General features: G+C 73.4%; 16 protein-coding genes. 8 read left to right on the top strand and 8 right to left on the bottom strand.

Annotation, left to right across the window (positions count from 1 at the left end; genetic code table 11):
* Together IE180_RS34010 and IE180_RS34005 are read left to right on the top strand one after the other, a co-directional pair.
* Positions 1-203, top strand: a 203-nt coding sequence (locus IE180_RS34010; protein WP_190160811.1) for a heme-binding protein, incomplete at its 5' end; no start/stop codon positions are given.
* A gap of 81 nt (positions 204-284) precedes the next feature.
* Positions 285-1,679, top strand: a complete 1,395-nt coding sequence (locus IE180_RS34005; protein WP_190160810.1) for a M1 family metallopeptidase — start codon at positions 285-287, stop codon at positions 1,677-1,679.
* Here the strand turns inward: IE180_RS34005 and IE180_RS34000 are convergent.
* Both IE180_RS34000 and IE180_RS33995 read right to left on the bottom strand, forming a co-directional pair.
* Positions 1,676-2,221: a GNAT family N-acetyltransferase gene (locus IE180_RS34000; RefSeq protein WP_190160809.1), complete on the bottom strand. Its 546-nt coding sequence runs from the start codon at positions 2,219-2,221 to the stop codon at positions 1,676-1,678. The two genes, IE180_RS34005 and IE180_RS34000, sit on opposite strands and share 4 nt — an antisense overlap.
* A gap of 174 nt (positions 2,222-2,395) precedes the next feature.
* Positions 2,396-2,971: a TerD family protein gene (locus tag IE180_RS33995; RefSeq protein ID WP_190160808.1), complete on the bottom strand. Its 576-nt coding sequence runs from the start codon at positions 2,969-2,971 to the stop codon at positions 2,396-2,398.
* Positions 2,972-3,086: 115 nt separating this feature from the next.
* Here IE180_RS33995 and arfB point away from each other — a divergent pair, with 115 nt between their 5' ends.
* Positions 3,087-3,524, top strand: a complete 438-nt coding sequence (arfB, locus tag IE180_RS33990) for an alternative ribosome rescue aminoacyl-tRNA hydrolase ArfB (RefSeq protein WP_177181677.1) — start codon at positions 3,087-3,089, stop codon at positions 3,522-3,524.
* A 109-nt stretch (positions 3,525-3,633) separates the two neighbouring features.
* Here the strand turns inward: arfB and IE180_RS33985 are convergent, their stop codons facing one another.
* The gene (locus IE180_RS33985) at positions 3,634-4,197 is read right to left on the bottom strand and encodes a flavin reductase family protein (protein ID WP_190160807.1); all 564 of its coding nucleotides are present in this window, start codon (positions 4,195-4,197) and stop codon (positions 3,634-3,636) included.
* A gap of 260 nt (positions 4,198-4,457) precedes the next feature.
* Between IE180_RS33985 and cdgB the strand changes: the two genes are divergently transcribed.
* Together cdgB and IE180_RS33975 are read left to right on the top strand one after the other, a co-directional pair.
* Entirely contained in the window at positions 4,458-6,224 is a 1,767-nt protein-coding gene (cdgB, locus tag IE180_RS33980; RefSeq protein ID WP_190160806.1) for a diguanylate cyclase CdgB, read from the top strand.
* Between the two features lie 73 nt (positions 6,225-6,297).
* Positions 6,298-7,257, top strand: coding sequence for a CBM35 domain-containing protein (locus IE180_RS33975; RefSeq protein ID WP_190160805.1), 960 nt, complete (start codon positions 6,298-6,300; stop codon positions 7,255-7,257).
* 15 nt (positions 7,258-7,272) lie between these two features.
* Here IE180_RS33975 and IE180_RS33970 read toward each other — a convergent pair whose 3' ends face one another.
* The 3 genes from IE180_RS33970 to IE180_RS33960 all read right to left on the bottom strand — a co-directional run bounded on the left by IE180_RS33970 (position 7,273) and on the right by IE180_RS33960 (position 10,425).
* On the bottom strand, positions 7,273-8,193 hold the full coding sequence (locus tag IE180_RS33970; RefSeq protein WP_190160804.1) for a 1-phosphofructokinase family hexose kinase: 921 nt from the start codon (positions 8,191-8,193) through the stop codon (positions 7,273-7,275).
* Positions 8,194-8,320: 127 nt separating this feature from the next.
* On the bottom strand, positions 8,321-9,475 hold the full coding sequence (gene nagA / locus IE180_RS33965) for an N-acetylglucosamine-6-phosphate deacetylase (protein ID WP_190160803.1): 1,155 nt from the start codon (positions 9,473-9,475) through the stop codon (positions 8,321-8,323).
* On the bottom strand, positions 9,475-10,425 hold the full coding sequence (locus tag IE180_RS33960; RefSeq protein WP_190160802.1) for an ROK family protein: 951 nt from the start codon (positions 10,423-10,425) through the stop codon (positions 9,475-9,477). The genes nagA and IE180_RS33960 overlap by 1 nt, the downstream gene beginning before the upstream one ends.
* A gap of 185 nt (positions 10,426-10,610) precedes the next feature.
* On the opposite strand from IE180_RS33960, the gene IE180_RS33955 reads away from it, so the two are divergent.
* The 3 genes from IE180_RS33955 (at position 10,611) to otsB (ending at position 13,092) form a co-directional block, all read left to right on the top strand.
* A complete protein-coding gene (locus IE180_RS33955; protein WP_229861180.1) occupies positions 10,611-11,918 on the top strand; it encodes an extracellular solute-binding protein in 1,308 nt (435 codons plus the stop codon).
* Positions 11,919-11,930: 12 nt separating this feature from the next.
* Positions 11,931-12,188 carry a DUF3263 domain-containing protein gene (locus IE180_RS33950; RefSeq protein ID WP_190160801.1) on the top strand — a complete coding sequence of 86 codons (258 nt, stop codon included), beginning with the start codon at positions 11,931-11,933 and terminating at the stop codon, positions 12,186-12,188.
* 61 nt (positions 12,189-12,249) lie between these two features.
* On the top strand, positions 12,250-13,092 hold the full coding sequence (gene otsB, locus IE180_RS33945) for a trehalose-phosphatase (RefSeq protein WP_190160800.1): 843 nt from the start codon (positions 12,250-12,252) through the stop codon (positions 13,090-13,092).
* A gap of 78 nt (positions 13,093-13,170) precedes the next feature.
* Here the strand turns inward: otsB and IE180_RS33940 are convergent, their stop codons facing one another.
* Together IE180_RS33940 and IE180_RS33935 are read right to left on the bottom strand one after the other, a co-directional pair.
* Positions 13,171-15,477: an immune inhibitor A domain-containing protein gene (locus IE180_RS33940; RefSeq protein WP_190160799.1), complete on the bottom strand. Its 2,307-nt coding sequence runs from the start codon at positions 15,475-15,477 to the stop codon at positions 13,171-13,173.
* Between the two features lie 140 nt (positions 15,478-15,617).
* Entirely contained in the window at positions 15,618-16,499 is an 882-nt protein-coding gene (locus tag IE180_RS33935) for an NAD(P)-dependent oxidoreductase (protein ID WP_190160798.1), read from the bottom strand.
* Positions 16,500-16,501 lie beyond the last annotated feature (2 nt).

Here is a 16,501-nt window from a genome sequence, read left to right as displayed (position 1 = left end):
GGAACGCCCCCACCTCCGTCCTCGCGGGCCGCCTCGCCGACGCGCCGACCCTGAAGGACATCCCCGGCACCCTCTTCCTCGCCGGCGGCGCCCCGGTGACCGCCAAGGGCGCCCCGGTCGCGGGCATCGGCGTGGCCGGCGCGCCCTCGGGCGACCTCGACGAGAAGTTCGCCCGCGCCGGTGTCGCCTCGCTCGCGAAGTAACGCCCCCCGGCTGGTGGTGGCGCCCGGATCCCCCGCCGGGCGCCACCGCCCTTTTCGTTTTTGACCTTTTAAGATCGGTACGTGCCCCGACGCAGCCGGACCTCAGTCGCCGCCCTCGCCGCGGTCCTCGCGCTGCTCGCGCCCGGCTGCACCGGCATCGCCAGCGGCGTCCGGGGCACCCCCGGGGCCGCCGGGCTGCGCGACCCGTACTTCCCGAAGCTCGGCAACGGCGGCTACGACGTCGGGCACTACGGCCTCACCCTCGCCTACGACCCCGCCTCCGGCCGCCTCGACGGCACCGCCGAGATCACCGCCCGCGCCACCCAGGACCTCAGCGCCTTCAACCTCGACCTCGCCGGCCTCACCGTGCGCGGCGCGACCGTCGACGGCGCCCCCGCCGCGTACAACCGGGCCGGGAACGAGCTGACCCTCCGTCCCCGCGAGGAGCTCCCCGCGGGGACGGAGTTCCGGGCCACCGTCACCTATTCGGGCGTGCCCGAGCCGATCACGGACGCCGACGGCTCCGAGGAGGGCTGGCTGCGCACGCCGGACGGGGCGGTCGCCGTCGGCGAACCCACCGGCTCCATGAGCTGGTTCCCCGGCAACCACCACCCCTCCGACAAGGCCTCCTACGACCTCGTGCTCACCCTCCCCGCCCGGGTCGAAGGCCTCTCCAACGGCGTCAGGACCGCGCGGCGCACCGAGCCGGACGGGCGCGTCACCACCGTGTGGCACACGGCCGAGCCGATGGCGAGCTACCTGGCGACGGTCGCGATCGGCCGGTACGAGACGGGGACGGCGACCGCCCTCGGCGCCGTGCCCGTCCTCACCGCCGTCGAGCGCCCCGCCGCGGCGGGCAGCGCCGCGCTGCGGAAGGAGATCCCCGTGATCCTCGCCCGCCAGGTGAAACGCTTCGGCCCCTACCCCTTCTCCGCCGCCGGAGCCGTCGTCACCGGGAACGAGAGCCTCGACTACGCCCTGGAGACCCAGACCCGGCCCCTCTTCCCGGCCGGCTCCTTCGACCGGACGACCTTCGTCCACGAGCAGGCGCACCAGTGGTTCGGCGACTCGGTCACGCCGAAGAGCTGGCGGGACATCTGGCTGAACGAGGGCTTCGCGACGTACGCGGAGTGGCTGTACGGGGAGGAGTACGAGCACGTGCCCGCGCGGACCCGCTTCGAGCGGGCCTTCGCCCAGGACGCGAACTGGGCCTTCCCGCCGGCCGCCCCGCCCGCCGCCGAGAACCTCTTCGACCCGCCCGTGTACCAGCGGGGCGCGATGGTCCTGCACAAGCTGCGCGAGACGGTCGGCGACCGCGTCTTCGACGAGATCCTGCGCGGCTGGCCCGCGAAGTACCGTCACGCCAACGCCGGCACGGACGACTTCACGGCCTACGCGGAGAGCGTGGCGGGCCGCGACCTCGACGCCCTCTGGGACGTCTGGCTCTACGGTGACGGAAAGCCGGGGAAGCCCTAGTCCCCGGCCCCGGGGAAGTCCTGGACCTGGACCAAGGACTTCCGCATCACGACGCACGGGCGGCCGTGGGCGAGGTCCGGGCGCCGGTCCGTCTCCTCGTAGCCCAGCGCGGTCCAGAAGGCCAGCGCCTCCGGGTTGTTCTCCAGGACGGCGAGCCGCAGCCCGGTGCGGCCCTCGGCGCGGAAGCCGGTCTCGACGTACGTGACGAGCCGGCGGCCGTATCCGGCGCGCCGCGCGTCGGCGCGGACCATCAGCAGGCCGAGCCACGGGTCGGTCTGGAGCGGGTCGGGGTGGCGGCCGAGCGTGATCGCCACGGCGACGAGCCGGCCCTCCGCGCGGGCGAGGAGCACCTCGGCCGTCGGCTGCGCGAGTTCGTCGGCGAGGGCGGCGGCGACCTGCTCGGGCCGGATGTCGTCGGGGTCGGGGAAGTCGCCGCTGAGCTGGTGGAACTCCTGGTTCGACGCGTGCAGCGCGGTGAGTTCGGTGAGCAGCGGCCCGGGGAGGGCGTGCGCTTCCGTGCGCGGGAGGGCTTCGACGATCACGTGGAGAAGGGTAGGGCCCCGGCGCGCGTTCCACCGGGGCCCGACCGGCGCGTGGCGCCCGCCGACGGACGACGGGTCCGCCGGCGGACGACGGGTCCGCCGACGGAAGACGGATCCGTCAGAAGGCGACGGGCCTGTCAGAAGGCGACGGGCCTGTCAGAGGCGACGGCTTCGTCAGAGGTTGACGCCGAAGTCGCGGGCGATGCCCTCCAGGCCCGAGGCGTAGCCCTGGCCGACGGCGCGGAACTTCCACTCGGCGCCGTTGCGGTACAGCTCGCCGAAGATCATGGCCGTCTCGACGGCGGCGTCCTCGGAGAGGTCGTAGCGGGCGATCTCGGTGCCGCCGGCCTGGTTCACGATGCGGATGTACGCGTTGCGCACCTGGCCGAAGTTCTGCGAGCGGGACACCGCGTCGTAGATGGAGACCGGGAAGACGATCTTGTCGACGTTCGGCGGGAGGGCCGCGAGGTTGACGTTGATCTGCTCGTCGTCGCCGCCGCCCTCGCCGGTGCGGTTGTCACCGGTGTGCACGATGGTCTGGTCCGGCGTCGACTTGTTGTTGAAGAAGACGAAGTGGGCGTCCGAGGCGACCCGTCCGGCGGCGTCCACGCCGATCGCGGAGGCGTCCAGGTCGAAGTCGGTGCCGGTGGTGGTGCGGACGTCCCAGCCGAGGCCCACGGTGACGGCGGTGAGGCCCGGGGCCTCCTTGGTCAGGGAGACGTTGCCGCCCTTGGACAGGCTCACAGCCATGGAAAGTCCCTTTCATCGTTCTGTCGTCGCCTGGAGAAACGCGTGCGCGCCTCCGGCGGTTCCCGGTGGCCCCGGGGCGAAAACAGGATGACTCCCGCGGCCCCCTCCGGGGAACATGGGAGGCATGTCCGGTCCCTACCCCATCCGCGGCTCCGTCTCGCTGCCCGAGGCCGAGCTCCAGTGGCGTTTCTCGCGGTCGTCGGGGCCGGGCGGCCAGCACGTGAACACCAGCGACTCGCAGGTGGAGCTCCGCTTCGACCTCGCGGCCACCGACGCCCTCCCCGAGGTGTGGAAGGCCCGCGCCCTGGAGCGCCTCGCCTCCCGCCTGGTGGGCGGCGTCGTGACGGTCCGCGCGTCGGAGCACCGCTCCCAGTGGCGCAACCGCGAGACGGCGGCGGTCCGCCTGGCCGCGCTCCTCGCCGAGGCGACGGCCCCGCCGCCGAAGCCCCGCCGGCCGACGAAGATCCCGCGCGGGATCAACGAGCGGCGGCTGCGCGAGAAGAAGCAGCGTTCGGAGACGAAGCGGACCCGGCAGTCCCGCGACTGGAGCTGACGCGGCGCCCGGGGCCCGGAGCCCGGCCGATGCGGCCGCGACCCCGGCCTGCCCGGCCGCGACCCCGCGACCCTGCGGGCGCGGCCGTGGGCCTTCGGCCCGGAGTCCCTCAGCCCAGGCGGCGGTACTTCCCCTGGAAGTACGTCAGGGGGCCGCCGTCCCCCGAGGACAGACCGACCGTCAGGACCCGGCCCACCACCAGCGTGTGGTCGCCCGCCACGACGCGGCTCTCCGTGCGGCACTCCAGGACCGACAGCGCGCCGTCGACGAGCGGGGCGCCGCTCTCCTCGCCGCGCGCGTACGGCAGGTCGGCGAAGAGGAGCCGGTCGCTGACCCGGTTCTTCATCGCGAAGCGCCCGGCGACGTGCCGCTGGTCCTCGGCGAGGATCGACACCGCCCAGACCGGGACGTCGGCGAGGAGGTCGTCCATGCGGGAGCCGTTGCGGAGGCTGACGAGGACCAGGGGCGGGTCGAGGGAGACCGACATGAAGGCGGTGGCCGTCATGCCGACGTCCTCGCCGCGCGGGCCGTCGTCGGGGTCGTGCGCGGTCACCAGGACCACGCCCGCCGCGAGGCGGGACATCGCCGCCCGGAACTCTTCGTTGCTCACCCCCTCAGCATGCGGGACGGCCAGATCGGTCACGGGGGGCGAGGCGGGGCTTTTCTGCAGCACCCCCGCACGCTAGCTCCGGGGCCCCGGGTCCCGCATCGGGCCGGGGGACCAGCCGGGCACGGCCGCCGGACCTAGGTCCTGGCATATGCCGAGGCCGGGAGGACCCGCCAGGGGCTCCTGTGACTTGAGTCACAGAGGGCAGTAATTGCTGACCCTGTGTACCGGGTGCGCAGCTCGCTGTGATTCAGTGGCGGTGACAGTGCAGTACGAAGCCGATGAGAACCCTGGAGTTGCTGTCGAGGTCTCGGGGAGAGCGAGCGATGGAGACCGAGTCGGAGCCTTACGTCCGTCTCTCGACCCTGCGGCAGCTGCATCAGGTCGTGGCGGACCTCAACACTGCCCGGAGCCTGGCGGACACCCTGCAGACCGTCGCCGACGGCGTGGTCGCCGGCCTCAACTACGAGCTGGCCTGCGTCAACCTCGTCCGCCCCGACGGTGACCTCGTCGTCGCCGCCTTCGCCGGAAGCTCCGCGGCGGAGGCCCTGATCACCGGCCGGGTCGGCTCCCGCTCCTCCTGGGACCGCCGCCTGTCCATGGGCGTCGCCTGGGGCGACCTGCGGTTCATCCCGCACACCGAGGGCTGGGTCCTCATGGAGGACGACGTCCCCCAGTGGCACACCGACGGCCCCGCGCCCCGCTTCGAGGACGAGTGGCACCCGCACGACCGTCTCTACGCCCCGATGTACGCCCCCACGCTCGGCTCCGCCCGCACGGGAGGAGCCCCGTCCGGCTCCGGCCGCGAACTCCTCGGCGTCATATCCGTCGACCGCCCGCGCAACGGCCGGCACCCCGGCCCCTGGGGCCAGGAGGCGCTCCAGATGTACGCCTCGCAGTCGGCGATCGCCATCAGCAACGCCCGCCTCCGCTCCAACATGCAGCGCGCCCTGGTCCGCCTGGAGCGCGAGCAGCAGGCCCTGCGGGCCAGCGAGGAGTCCTTCCGGCAGGCCTTCGAGTACGCCCCCTCCGGCATGGCCATCGCCGAGATGGGCGGCGACCAGCACGGCCGGCTCCTCCGCACCAACGACGCCCTGTGCCGGCTCCTCGGCCGGCCCGCCTCCGTCATGCGGCGCTACTCCTTCGCCGACCTCGTCCACCCCGAGGACATCGGAACCCTGCTCCGCACCTCCGCCGAGGGCGGCCGGGCCGAGCTGCGGCTCGGGCGCCGCGACGGCACCTACGTCTGGGTGTCCCTCCGCAACTCCGTCGTCGCCGACACCGCCGACGGCCCCCGCTTCCTCCTCACCCACGTCGAGGACATCGAGGAGCGCAAGCGGCACGAGCTCCAGCTCGCCCACCGCGCCTCGCACGACGCCCTCACCGGCCTCCCCAACAGCGCCGAGCTGCGCTCCCGGCTCTCCGCCCGGCTCTGCGAGCGTCCCTCGGCGCCGGGGGTCGAGACGGCGTACGGCGGCGGGTACGAGGCGCGGCGGGACGGCGGCTACGAGAGCCCGTACGAGTCCGGACAGCACGAGGGCGGCCACGATCCGGCGTACGACTCCGGCTACGAGCCGCAGTCGTACGAGCACGAACACGAGCACGGCTTCGGTTTCGAACCGGCGGACGGCTCCGGGCCGTACGACCACCACGTCCACATCGTCGCGCCCACCGGAGGCGAGACCGACGACGGGACCAAGGGGCTCGCGGTCCTCTTCTGCGACCTCGACGGCTTCAAGTCGATCAACGACCGCTTCGGGCACCACACCGGCGACGCCGTCCTCATCGAGGTCGCGCGCCGGCTCACCACCGGCGTGCGGGACGGCGACACCGTCGCCCGGCTCGGCGGTGACGAGTTCGTCGTCCTCGCCGACGGCCTCGGCGCGGCGGACGCCGCCGACCTGGCCGTGCGCCTGCGCAACGCGATCATCCCGCCGATCCGGGTGGACGGGCGGGCGGTCCGCGTCGGGGCGAGTTTCGGCATCGGCTGGGCCGAGTGCGGGATGACCGTGGAAGAGGTCCTGAACTCCGCGGACCAGCGGATGTACGTGGAGAAACGCTCCCGCGCCAAGGTCCACCGGCGGGCGGGCTGAGCCGCGCGCTGGTCCGTTCGGGGTAGGCTCGCCCGGTCGGCGACGGCTGGCGAGCATGGAGAGGATGACCCGGATGGCTGCCGGAAACGACGGCGCGAACACGCCCGAGGACGACGATCCGTTCGGCTACCTCTACGAGGACGGCCAGGCAGCGGGTGCCCGGCCCCCGCAGGGCGGCGGCTACGGCTACCCCGGCCCCGCCCCCGCCCAGCCGGGCGTGCCCCGGACCTCGTACAACCAGGTCAGAACGGTCGGCGAGCGCCAGTACGGCCACCACCAGCAGCAGGCGTACGTGCCGCCGCAGCAGTCCCCGTACGGCCGGCCGCAGGCGCAGTACGCCGCGCCCGAGACCTACGGCGCCCAGCCGCAGACCCGCCCGGTCCCGCCCCAGCGCGGCGGCTCGGGCCGGGGCCCCAACACCAAGGGCCTCCTGATCGGCGCGGTCGCGGTCGTGGCGGTCGTGGTGGTCGGCATCGCGGCGGCCCTGATCACGAACGCGGGCAAGGAGAACGACGAGGGCTCCCGGGCCGGCGGCGACACCCCGTCGACCGCGCCCACCCGGGTCTCCGAGACGCCGAGCACGGAGCCGAGCGCCGAGAAGACCCCGGAGGAGCTCCCCAAGCAGGACGCGGCGACGCTGACGCTGGGCGGTTCGGCGACGACGGGGACCGGTGTGAAGGGCGCGAAGGGCACGAACGGCGCCTACGTGACCCTGAGCGGCGTCGGCAGCTCCGCGAGCTGGTCGGTCGACGTGCCGAAGACCGGCGAGTACACGCTCCGCATCACGTACAGCGTGCCCGGCAAGGACGCCAAGACGTCCCTGACGGTCAACGGCGAGACGCCGCGCCAGGTCAACATGTCCAACTTCGCGAAGGCCGCCGAGGGCGACTGGGAGAAGGGCTGGACGTACACGTACGCCTACGTGAACCTGAACAAGGGTTCCAACGCGCTCAAGATCTCCTGCGAGCCGGGGGACTCCTGCGAAGCGATCCTCGACCAGGTCTACCTGGAGGCCGGGCACACCGGTAGCTGACGCGGGACCGGGGCCCTACGGGGCCTCCTCGACGACCTTCACCCGCGTCAGCAGTTCCTCGTACGCCGCCGGGTCGAACTCGCCGGCCACCGGGGAGAGGACCGTCGCCGCCGAGAGGGCGACCGCGCGGGTGAGGCGGTCGGGCCAGGCGGCCTCGTCGACCAGGCCCGAGAGGAGGCCGGCGACGGCGGAGTCGCCCGCGCCCGTGGGGTTGCCCCGCACGGCGGCGGGCGGGGCCGCGCGCCAGACGCCCTCGGGGGTGGCGGCGAGCAGGCCCTCGGGGCCGAGCGAGGAGACCACCGCGCGGGCGCCCCGGCGGCGGGCGTCGCGGGTGGCCCGGTGGGGTTCGCGGGCGCCGGTCAGCTGGGCCAGCTCGTCGGCGTTGGGCTTGACCAGGTCGGGGCGGGCGGCGATGCCGCGCCGCAGGGGTTCGCCGCTGGTGTCCAGGAGGACGGGGACGCCGGCCGTCCTGGCGAGGCGGACGAGTTCCGCGTACGCGCCGACGTGGATGCCCGGCGGGAGGCTGCCGCAGAGGGCGACTGCGCGGGCTCCGTCGAGGAGCGCCGTGAAGCGGGTGCGGAGGGCGGCCCATTCGGCGGCGGTGACGGTCGGGCCCGGTTCGTTGAGCTGGGTGGTGTCCCCGCTCGCGGTGTCGACGACGGCGACCGTGCGGCGGGTGGGTCCGGCGGTCTCGACGAGTTCGTCGCGGACCGGCGTCGACGCGAGCTGGTCCCGCAGGGTCGCGCCGGTGGCGCCGCCCGCGAAGCCGGTGGCGACCGTCTCGTACCCGAGGGCGGCGAGGACGCGGGCGACGTTGAGTCCCTTGCCGCCGGGCCGCTCGATGACCTGGGTGACCCGGTGGGAGGCGTGCGGGGTGAGGGCGGGGACCCGGTAGGTGAGGTCCAGTGCCGTGTTGAGGGTGACCGTGAGGATCACGACCCGTCCGCCCCCCGTACTCGGTGTGAAGTCCTGTGGAACGTGCGTTCCGACGGGCACCGATCATGCCAAAGGAAAGGCGGTTGGCCCAGCCCCGCGGCCGACCGCCTTCGCGCGTGACACCTGATCAGGCGGCTGTGCCCGCCGTCGGGTCGACGATCCACTCGCCCTTGCGCATGACGCCCCTGAGCTCGAACCCGGCGTCGAGGACGACGATGTCGGCGTCCTTGCCGGGTTCCAGGGAGCCGACGCGGTCGTACATCCCGAGGAGGCGGGCCGGGTTGGCGGAGATGGCCTGAACGACCGCTTCGACGGGGAGGCCGTCGACGGTCGCCGCGCGCTTGAAGGCGCGGTCCAGGGTGAGGGTGGAGCCGGCGATGGAGCCGCCCTCGACGAGACGGGCGACGCTGTCCTTCACGTCGACCGCGAGCGGGCCGAGCATGTAGCGGCCGTCGCCGAAGCCGGCGGCGTCCATGGCGTCGGTGATGAAGGCGACGCGTTCGGGTCCCGCGTGGTGGAAGGCGAGCTCCAGGGCGGCGGGGTGGAGGTGGGTGCCGTCGTTGATGAGCTCGACGGTGATCCGCTCGTCCTCCAGGAGGGCGGCGATCGGGCCGGGGGCGCGGTGGCCGAGCGCGGGCATCGCGTTGTAGAGGTGGGTGGCGACGGTGGCGCCCGCGTCGATGGCCGCCCGCGTCTGCTCGTACGTGGCGTCGGTGTGGCCGATGGCGGCGATGACGCCGTGCTCGGCGAGGAGGCGCACGGAGTCGAGGCCGCCGGGCAGCTCGGTGGCGAGGGTGACCATTCTGGCCTGGCCGCGGGCGGCGTCGATCAGCTTGCGGACCTCGGCCGGGTCGGGGTCGCGGAGCAGGGTCTCGTCGTGGGCGCCCTTGCGGCAGGGGGAGATGAAGGGGCCCTCGAAGTGGAGGCCGGCGAGGTCGCCCTGTTCGGCGAGTTCGGAGAGCAGTCCGGCGCGCCGGGCGAGGAAGTCCGTCTCGCCGGTGACGAAGGAGGCGACGACGGTGGTGGCGCCGTGCAGGCGGTGGGTGTGGACGCCCTTGAGGACCTCGTCGACGGTGCCGGAGGTGAAGGAGGCGCCGCCGCCGCCGTGGTTGTGCATGTCGACGAAGCCGGGGACGAGCCAGTGGCCGGTCAGGTCGACGGTGGGGGCGCCCTCGGGAGCCGAGCCCGCGATGCGGTCGCCGTCGACGATCACGCGTCCGTTCTCGACCGTTCCGGTGGGCAGCACGACGTGCGCGCCGGCGAGAACCTTGTGATCGGCCATCAGGCGGAAACCTCCGAGTCGGTGGGGCGCTGGGCGGCGAGAAGGTCCCAGGCGAGGAGCCCCGCGCCCAGGCATCCGGCGGTGTCCCCGAGGGCCGCCGGGACGATGGCGGGCAGCTTCTGGAAGGTGACGCGTTCCTCCACGGCGGCCCGGAGGGGCGTGAACAAGGTTTCCCCGGCCTCGGCGAGTCCGCCACCGATGATGAGCGTGCGGGGGTCGAGGAGGGTGAGCGCGGTGACGAGCCCGTCGGCGAGGGCGTCGACGGCGGCCTGCCAGACCCGTGCGGCCGTGGGGTCGCCGGATTCGACGGCCTTCGCGCAGTCGGCGGCGTCGGCGTCGGGGTCGCCGCTCGCCTCGGCCCAGGCGAGGGAGACGGCGGAGGCGGAGGCGTACCGCTCCAGGCAGCCGCGCTGGCCGCAGCCGCAGTCGGTGCCGCCGGGGCGGACGACGATGTGGCCGATCTCGCCGGCGTAGCCGTGGGCGCCGGCCTCGATGCGGTCGCCGATGCCGATGGCTCCGGCGATGCCGGTGCCGAGGGGGACGAAGAGGAAGCGGTCGGCGCCGTTGCCCGCGCCGATGCGGCCTTCGGCGAGGCCGCCGGTGCGGACGTCGTGGCCGAGGGCGACGGGGACGCCGTCGAGCCGGCGGCTGAGGAGTTCGCGCATGGGAACGTCGCGCCAGCCGAGGTTGGCGGCGTAGACGGCGATGCCGTTCTCGGCGTCGACGATGCCGGGGACGGCGACTCCGGCGGCCGCGGCGGGCTCTCCGTAGCGCTCCTGGCCGAGGGCGCGGAGCTCTTCGGCGAAGCCGAGGATGGTCTCCACCACGGCCTCGGGGCCGCGCTCGCGCCCGGTGGCGCGGCGGGCCTCGTGCAGCAGGGCGCCGTCCGCGCCGACGAGGGCGGCCTTCATGCCGGTGCCGCCCACATCCAGGGCGATGACGTGTCTCACGGGGGACAGTGTGTCGCTAGAGGACCCAAAAGGTCTAGTCCACTTTCGTGGATTGTTGCGTACGGATACAAATTCGAAGGCCGTCATGCGGTCATGCTCCCGCCGCAGTTGCGGAAGTGATACCCGAGTGGACTAGACCTCATGCCCGTGCCCGGGAGAGACTTGCGGCCCGAAGACGAGCAAACATGCAGCTCAACGACGAGCAAAAGGTGGATGAAGCCGTGGAGCGGCGACGATTCCTTGGACTGACCGCGGCCGCCGCCGCCCTCGGACTGACCGCGACGGTCGCCGGCTGCGGCGTCCTGGGCGGCGACTCCGGCGACGTGACCCTGCGGCTGGTCGCCGCCGACTACGACCTGACCGGCGGTGACACCACCAAGAAGTACTGGGCCGACCTCGTCGCCGCCTTCGAGGCGAAGCACCCCGGCGTCAAGGTCGAGGTCCAGGTCGAGTCCTGGGACGACGTCGACCGCAAGGTCGCCGAGATGGTCGAGGCGGGCAAGGCCCCCGACATCGCGCAGATCGGCGCCTACGCCGACTACGCGGCCGCCGGACAGCTCTACGCCGCCGACGAACTCCTCTCCATACCCGTCCAGGCCAACTTCCTCGGCCCCCTCGTCGCGGCCGGCGAGTACAAGCGCACCCAGTACGGCATGCCGTTCGTCGCCTCCACCCGGCCGCTCTTCTACAACAAGGGCCTCTTCCAGGAGGCCGGTGCCAAGGCCCCCACCACCTGGGACGAGCTCGTCGAGGCCGCCGAGAAGCTCAGGGCCAAGGGCGTCCCCACCCCCTTCGCGCTGCCCCTCGGCCCCGAGGAGGCCCAGGCCGAGGCCCTCATGTGGCTGCTCAGCGGGGGCGGCGGCTGGACCGACGCCTCCGACCGCTACGCCGTCGACTCCGACGCCAACATCCGCACCTTCGAGTGGCTCCGCAAGAACCTCGTCGGCAAGGACCTCACCGGCCCGGTCGCCCCCGGCAGACTCAACCGCAAGGCCGCCTTCGCCGCCTTCGCGAACGGCGACGTCGGCATGCTCAACGGCCACCCCTCGCTCCTCAAGGAGGCCGCGAAGAAGGGCGTCCAGGTCGGGCAGGTCCCCCTCCCCGGCGTCGACGGCCCGCCCAGGACCGCCATGGGCGTCGCCGACTGGATCATGGGCTTCCGGCAGAACGGCCACCGCAAGGAGATCGGCGACTTCCTGAACTTCGTCTTCAGCGACGAGAACGTCCTGAAGTTCGCCGGGGACAACGACCTGCTGCCGGTCACCGTCACCGCCTCCACCCGCATGGAGACCGACCCCGCCCACGCCAACCTGCGCGTCTTCCTCAAGGTCCTCCCCACCGCACAGCTCCCGCCGGTCGGCAAGACCTCCTGGGCCAAGGTCAGCGAGGACGTCAAGCAGAACATCGGCGGGGCCGTCGCCCCCGGCGCCCGCCCCGCCGACGTCCTCGGCCGGATCGGCCGGGCGGCGACGGCGGCGGAGGCGGCCGAGTAATAGGTTGGTCGTATGACCGAAGAGACGGCGGACGGCGAGGGCGGGCTCGGGGAGCGCGAGCGGGCGCTCCTCGCCGTCGAGCGCCGCTCCTGGCCCGGTCCCGGCGCCAAGGAGCGGGCCGTCCGCGAGCGGCTCGGACTCTCCCCGACCCGCTACTACCAGCTGCTCAACGCGCTCCTCGACGACCCGCGCGCCCTGGCCCACGACCCCGTGACCGTCAACCGGCTGCGCCGGGCCCGCGAGGAGAAGCAGCGGCGCAGGGAAGGGTGACCCGCCCCGGGGTGACCCCGGCCACGCTGACGTGGCTCCCGTACCTCGGTAGGGTCGGAGCATGGTCAGCAGCCTTCAGCACCCGACCACGCCCGCCGGCCGGGACGGCCTGGCCGCGCTCCTCGCGCGGCCCGAGAACGCCGTCGTCGCCCTCGACTTCGACGGCACCCTCGCCGACATCGTCCCCGACCCCGAGCAGGCCCGCGCCCACCCCGGCGCCGTGGCCGCCCTCGCCGCGCTCGCACCCCGGGTCGCCTCCGTCGCCGTCGTGACCGGCCGCCCCGCCGGGGTCGCCGTCCGGTACGGCGGCTTCGCCGGCGTCCCCGGCCTGGAGCACCTCGTCGTCCTCGGCCACTACGGCGCCGAACGCTGGGACGCGGTCACCGGCACCGTCCGGGCCGCCGCCCCGCACCCCGGCGTGGCCTCCGTCCGCGCCGAGCTCCCCGGCTTCCTGGACCGGGCCGGGGCCTGGTCGGGCGTCTGGATCGAGGAGAAGGGCCGCGCGGTCGCGGTCCACACCCGCCGCGCCCAGGACCCGGAGGGCGCCTTCGAGGCCCTCAAGGGCCCGCTGGGCGAGCTGGCCGTCGCCCACGGCCTGGTCCTGGAGCCCGGCCGCATGGTCCTGGAGCTGCGGCCGCCGGGCATGGACAAGGGCGTGGCCCTCGCGAAGTACGTGCGGGAGGTGGGCGCCGGGTCCGTGCTCTACGCGGGCGACGACCTGGGCGACCTGCCGGCCTTCGCGGCGGTCGAGAAGCTCCGCTCCGACGGGACCCCGGGCGTCCTGGTGTGCAGCGGTTCCACCGAGGTCCCGGAGCTGGCCGACCGCGCGGACCTCGCGGTCCGGGGCCCGGCGGGCGTGGTCGAGTTCCTGACGGGACTGGCGGGGGCGGTGCGGGAGGGCTGAGGCCCCCCGCGATGCCGCGAGGGCGGTGCGGAGGAGCCCCGGCCCCTCCGCACCGCCCTCGCGTTCTTCCCGTACGGATCAGTGCGCGGCCGGGTTGGCGACGCTGATCGTCAGGTCGTCGCCGGCGTCACCGGTGACCGTGACGCGCACGCCGTGACCGGCGACCTTCACGCTGGCCTGCGGGGCCGTCGTGTCGTAGTACGCGTTCGGGTCGGTGTCGTCGAAGACCGGGATGCCCGGGGCGGAGGGGGCGCAGGCCGCCAGGGTCTGGACGGTCTGGTTCGGTCCCTTGCCGGTCAGGACCTCCTTGTGGAGGCAGGTGGCGTCCGTGGCCTCCAGGCCGAAGGTCGCGTCGAAGGGCTGGCGCCGGTTGCTGGGCGCGGTCCCGTCGGCGTACCGGAAGGGGGCCGGGCGGGCGTCGACGGCCATCGCCGAGCCGCCGCCGGGGTGGTTGCTGACGTTGTTGTCGTCGAAGGAGCGGTCGACGTACCAGACGAGCATGCCGTTCTGGAACCTGAACCACTCGACCCAGTCCGGGGCGGTGATGTTCTTGCTGAACTGGTACGGGCCCTCGGCGAGGAGCGCGTCGGAGCCGACGTACTCGCGGTTCTCCAGGAGGTAGTACCGGGGGGAGGTCGCCGTCTCGGTGCCGGTGGAGATCTTCCAGCGGCCCTGCGCGGTCCAGCCGCCCGCGCCCTGCTCGACGTCGTCCGACGCCAGGGTCGTCCCGCCGGAGGTCAGCGAGATGTCGTCCAGGAACGCGCCGGCGAAGTGCACGCCGCCGTCGCTCTGGTGGCGGAAGCGGAAGAGGGACGGCTTGCCGGCGGCGTCGTACGAGTAGCGCAGCGTGGTCCACTTGCCGCCGGAGGAACCGGAGACGGACGCGCCCGCGCGGGCCCAGGTCGCCCCGCCGTCGAGGGAGTACTCGGCGAAGAGGTAGTCGAAGTCGGCCTCGATCTCGTACCAGGCGCTCGCCCTGACGGTCACGCGCGGGGCGGCCGGGACGGAGCGGGTGAGGGACTGGTTGAGGCCGTCGGCCGAGCCGGTCCACCAGGCGTGCGTGCCCGAGGTGGGCGTCGCGTAGGTGGTGCTGCTCGTCTTGTCCGGGAGCGCGACGCGGACGGCCTGCTCCTTGCCGGTGACCTGGAGCGCGGCCGGGTTCAGCGTGTACGTGCCGGTGGCGCCGAGCGGTGCGTCGGCGTGGTCCAGCCAGCCGAGGAAGAGCTTCTCCTCGGCGCCCATGAGGCCCGGGTGGGTGCCGATGCCCTCGGCGGCGGCGGCACCGTGGCCGAGCCAGGAGCCGGAGCTCATCAGCGTCCAGAAGGCGGTGGAGTTCTCGCCGCCGTCGGTGTCGTAGTAGTCCGGCAGGCCGAGGTCGTGGCCGAACTCGTGGCAGAAGACGCCGAGCCCGCCGTTCTCGCCCTCGGTGGTGTAGTCGCCGAGCCAGTACTTGGACTGGCCGATGCGGGCGCCGCCGGCCTTGTTCTGCGTGCCGGAGACGTCGGGGCCGGTCAGCCCGTAGTCGTCGCCGTTCACGTACCAGCGGTGGGACCAGATGGCGTCCTCGCCCTGCGCGCCGCCGCCGGCGTCCTCGCCCATGCCGGCGTGCACGGCCTGGAAGTGGTCGATGTAGCCGTCGGCCTCGTCGAAGTTGCCGTCGTGGTCCCAGTCGTTGCGGTCCCAGACGTCGAACTGGGCGAGGTAGGCGTCGATCTCGGCCGGGGTCTTGCCGGCGGCGAGCTGCGCGTTCCACCAGGCGTCGCCGGTGTCCTGGATGAAGGCCCAGGAGCCGCCGGTGTCCTCGACGGAGTTGTCGCCGTAGGTGGAGGCGTTGCCGGGGACCTTGACCCAGTCCTCGACGGTGTTGGAGACCGAGTAGCGGCCGTTGGACAGCTTCTCGTAGAAGGTCTTCATGGACTCGCCGGGGCCGTTGAAGTGGTTCTCGTAGTAGGCCTTCGAGAAGTCGGCGGTCCAGGCGTTGGAGTTGTCCGTGGTCCGGTCGGGCTGCGGTATCCGGTTGTGCAGCGGGCCGGGGACGGTGCCGAGCTTGCCGGAGCCCTGGTCGCCGAACTCGGAGAGGATCGTGAAGATCTTCTCCTGGCGGGTGGCGGTGGTGGTCTCGGTCTCGGTGAACTTGCCGGGTGCGACCTCGACGACGCCCTTGGCGTTCGCCCTGGCCCTGCCCTTGGCGATCAGGTCGATCGCCTGTTCGCGCAGCTCGGTGCGCTGCTTCGTGAGGGGTCCGGGGCGGTTGTCGGGCCGGTGCGCGTTCGCGCCCGCCGGTGCGGCGTCCCTGGCCTCCTGCGCGGCGGCGGGGGTGAGCCCCGCGGCGAGGAGTGCGGTGAGCGCCGACCCTATGGTCATGCCCACGACAATCTTCTTCACGTGTCTTGCGATCCTTCCGCTTGCCTCATGCGTCTCATGGGGAAAAACGGATCGCCTGGGGGAACGATCGCGGCGAGTGTGACACGGGACGACCCTCCAGGAGGAGGGGTCGTCACCGATGTCCGGCCACGGATTCCCGCTCACCGGAGCAACAGGTCCACCACGCCCGTCAGATCCTCGTCCCCGCTCCCGACGTCCAGCCGACGGCGCATCAGCTCGAAGTACGGACGGAGCAGTTCCGGGCTGACGCCCTGCCCCTCGGCCGTGGCCAGGAACGTCGGCGTGCCCGCCACCTGCATGGCGAGGGGGGAGACGACGTCCTCGGTGTAGTCGCCGCTCTTGAGCCGGGCGGCGGTCCCGTGGACGCCCTGGGCCATGGCGGCGAGCCAGTCGGCGAGCAGCGGGGCGAACGCCACGGGATCGACGTCCTCCCGCCGGATCAGCGCGAAGGCGTGCGCCGCCCCGGCGAACATCCCGTACATGCCGCTGAGCAGCGCCACGTCGTGCAGGGCGGCGAAGCCGGCGTCCTCGCCGACGTACTCGGTCCCGGCCGGGACGGCGAGGACGGCCCGGTGGAGCTCGAACAGCTCCCGCGAGCCGCTGTAGAAGACGTAACCGCCGGCCTCGGGGACCCCGATCATCGGCGGGACGGCCATGATGCCGCCGTCCAGGTGGCGGGCGCCCCGCTCCTCGGCCCACGCGGCCCGGGCGCGGGCCTGGGCGGGAGTCGTGGTGGTGAGGTCGACGAGGTCCTTGCCCGCCAGGTCGACACCGTCCAGGGCGGAACCCACGGACTCGTCGTCGAGGAGGCAGACCACGACGAGGTCGCTCGCCGCGACGGCCCCGGCCGCGCTGTCCACGGCCTTCGCGCCCTCGGCGGCGAGCACCTCGGCGCGTGCCGGGGTGCGGTTCCAGACGGTGAGCGGATGCCCGGCGGCAAGCCAGGCGCGGGCGAGGGCGGCACCCATGGCGCCGAGGCCGAGAAGGGAGACGGGGGTCTTCGAAGGCGTGTTCGCTGTCATGC

The sequence above is a fragment of the Streptomyces litmocidini genome (assembly GCF_014649755.1).
Classification (GTDB): Bacteria; Actinomycetota; Actinomycetes; order Streptomycetales; family Streptomycetaceae; genus Streptomyces; species Streptomyces litmocidini.
Note: the sequence above shows the minus strand (reverse complement) of the source record. Positions and strands in the feature narration are given on the sequence as shown.

Coding starts and splice junctions, on each gene's coding strand:
- IE180_RS33995 (WP_190160808.1), bottom strand. CDS start 2,971: ATGGCTGTGAGCCTGTCCAAGGGCGGCAACGTCTCCCTGACCAAGGAG.
- arfB (WP_177181677.1), top strand. CDS start 3,087: ATGGGAGGCATGTCCGGTCCCTACCCCATCCGCGGCTCCGTCTCGCTG.
- cdgB (WP_190160806.1), top strand. CDS start 4,458: ATGGAGACCGAGTCGGAGCCTTACGTCCGTCTCTCGACCCTGCGGCAG.
- IE180_RS33975 (WP_190160805.1), top strand. CDS start 6,298: ATGGCTGCCGGAAACGACGGCGCGAACACGCCCGAGGACGACGATCCG.
- nagA (WP_190160803.1), bottom strand. CDS start 9,475: ATGGCCGATCACAAGGTTCTCGCCGGCGCGCACGTCGTGCTGCCCACC.
- IE180_RS33955 (WP_229861180.1), top strand. CDS start 10,611: ATGCAGCTCAACGACGAGCAAAAGGTGGATGAAGCCGTGGAGCGGCGA.
- IE180_RS33950 (WP_190160801.1), top strand. CDS start 11,931: ATGACCGAAGAGACGGCGGACGGCGAGGGCGGGCTCGGGGAGCGCGAG.
- otsB (WP_190160800.1), top strand. CDS start 12,250: ATGGTCAGCAGCCTTCAGCACCCGACCACGCCCGCCGGCCGGGACGGC.
- IE180_RS33935 (WP_190160798.1), bottom strand. CDS start 16,499: ATGACAGCGAACACGCCTTCGAAGACCCCCGTCTCCCTTCTCGGCCTC.